2 protein-coding genes are annotated in these 2257 nt (G+C 68.9%); both read left to right on the top strand.

Going from position 1 to position 2257, the window contains the following annotated elements; translation table 11 throughout:
- Window positions 1-150 precede the first annotated feature (150 nt).
- Complete coding sequence (gene istA / locus AAAX34_RS09380) at window positions 151-1383, top strand: IS21 family transposase (protein ID WP_349111064.1); 1233 nt, start codon at window positions 151-153, stop codon at window positions 1381-1383.
- The gene (gene istB / locus AAAX34_RS09375) at window positions 1383-2156 is read left to right on the top strand and encodes an IS21-like element helper ATPase IstB (RefSeq protein WP_139913201.1); all 774 of its coding nucleotides are present in this window, start codon (window positions 1383-1385) and stop codon (window positions 2154-2156) included. Before istA ends, istB begins: the two co-directional genes overlap by 1 nt.
- Window positions 2157-2257 lie beyond the last annotated feature (101 nt).

The raw sequence follows: 2257 nt of genomic DNA, 5'->3' as shown, positions 1-2257 counted from the left end.
GTGTTAGCGCTAATCTAAAATTGACCACTTTCGCAAACGCATCTCGCCGAATGCGCTAACGCGATTTCGCCGACCCCGCTAACGTACTTTCACCAACTGCGCTAACGGAACTATGCTCCGATCGGGTATCCGACCCGGGAGGAGCGGGATATGGAGCGAAACGTAATGGGAGAGCTGAACGTCTACAGGGGGTCCGGCGCGAAGCCGAACTTCAGCGAGATCGCGAGGAGGCACGGCATGGACCGGCACACGGTCGCCAAGTACTGGCGGGATGGCGAGTCCGCCGCCGACGGGAGGTCCGCGAGGGGCAGCGCCTTCGACCCGCTCGAGGAGGTGATCCGCGCGAAGGCCCAGCTGCCCGGGATGACCAAAATGGCCGTGTACGCGTTCCTGCGCGAGGGCCGCGGGGAGGGGCTGCCCGGGTACGGCGCCTTCACCGCATGGTGCCGGGCCCGCGACGTGCCCTTCGGAGGCGTGGGCGGCCGCGAGCCGCACCCGCGGTTCGAGACGCCCCCGGGCAGGCAGCTGCAGTTCGACTGGAAGGAGGGCATGAGGCTCGTCGACTCGGAGGGCGAGGTCTTCGAGTTCAGCGTGTTCACCGCGACGCTCGGCTACTCCCGGAAGCACCGCTTCATACCGGTCAGGAGCCGCACTCTCGACGACCTGCTGTCCTGCCTGCTCGCCACCTTCACCCGCCTCGGCGGCGTCCCGGAGGAGTGCATCACGGACAACATGTCGTGCCTGGTGACCGTCTCCGGCCGCAGGAGGACCAGACAGGAGAGGGCGTGGCGGTTCGCGCGGGAGGCCGGCTTCGAGCTCAGGCTCTGCGCGCCGCGCTCGCCGCAGACCAAGGGCAAGGACGAGTCGGCCAACCGCTTCCTGAACCGCCTGCTCGCCTACGGCGGCGAGTTCACCGGGTGGGGCGGCCTCGCCGAGGCGGTGGCCCGGGTCGAGGCGCAGGCAAACTCGGAGCCGAACCGCACCACCGGCCTGCCGCCCGACGCGCTGTTCATGCGGGAGAAGGAGAGCCTGCGGCCCATCGGGAACCTCCGTCTCCTCGAGTCGATGGTGGGCGACGTGAGCGTCCAGACCGTCCCGCCGACCATGCTCGTCAGGGCCGCCGGCAGGGAGTGGTCCGTGCCCAGGCGCTGCATCGGCCGGCGCGTGAGCGTCGTGGCGATGCCCGGCGGCCAGGTCGTGGTGAGGATGGCCGGCGAGGAGGTCGCCGTCCACGACGCCGCGTCCGGGCCGTCGAGGCCCATCAACTACGACCCCGACCACTATGGGCAGGCCCTCGAGGGGAAGCGGGGCCTGGCCGACGCTGACATCGCCGAGGCCGCGCGCGCCAACCTCGCGCTGCTCGACTCGCTCGGAGGGGCGTGATGGGCGCCGTCGCGGAGGGCAGCCCCTCGATCAGGGCGCAGGCGAACCTCTCCGCGCTCGGGCTGCACGAGATGGCGGCGTCCCTGCCCGACTACGTGAGGATGGTCGCCGCGGGCGAGCGGGGCTTCGCCTCCGCCCTCGAGGAGATGACGCGCGTCGAGGTCGCCGCGCGGGAGGTCAGGATCACCAACCAGCGCATACGGTCGTCGGGATTCCCCTACGTCAAGGGGCTGGCGGACTTCGACTGGGACTTCCAGCCGTCGGTCCCGCGCGCCGAGATCGAGGAGCTCGCGACCCTGAGGTTCGTCGAGCGGGCCGAGAACGTCCTGTTCGTGGGGAGCCCCGGCGTGGGCAAGACGCACCTCGCCGTCGCGCTGGGCATCGAGGCCGTCAGGGCGGGGCGCGAGGTCAGGTTCGTGGACTGCGCCCGGCTCGTCGAGGACCTGGAGGATGCCTCGTCGCGCGGCATCCTCAAGAAGAGGCTCAAGTACTACGCCCACTCGAGGCTGCTGATCATCGACGAGCTCGGCTACCTCGACGTCGGCAGCGCGGGCGCGGACCTGCTGTTCCAGCTGATATCAACGCGCTACGAGCAGCGCTCGACGATCATCACCACCAACGTGGGGATCAGCGGCTGGGGCAGGGTGTTCGGGGACGACGTGGCGGCGAGCGCGATCGCGGACAGGGTGTGCCACCACTGCCACCTGGTCAAGATAACCGGCAGGTCCTACAGGCTGAAGGACCTGCCGAGGGACGGCCCCGTCAAGCCGTGACCGGAATCGGTGAAAATACGTTAGCGCAACCGGTGAAACCGCCTTTGCGCGAACGGCGCGCCTGCTTAGCGAAACTGGTGAAAAATAGATTGACGCTAACA

It is taken from the genome of Collinsella sp. CLA-ER-H4, assembly GCF_040092395.1.
Classification (GTDB): Bacteria; Actinomycetota; Coriobacteriia; order Coriobacteriales; family Coriobacteriaceae; genus Collinsella.
The sequence above is the reverse complement of the archived record's forward strand: the minus strand, read 5'-3'. Positions and strand labels throughout refer to the sequence as shown.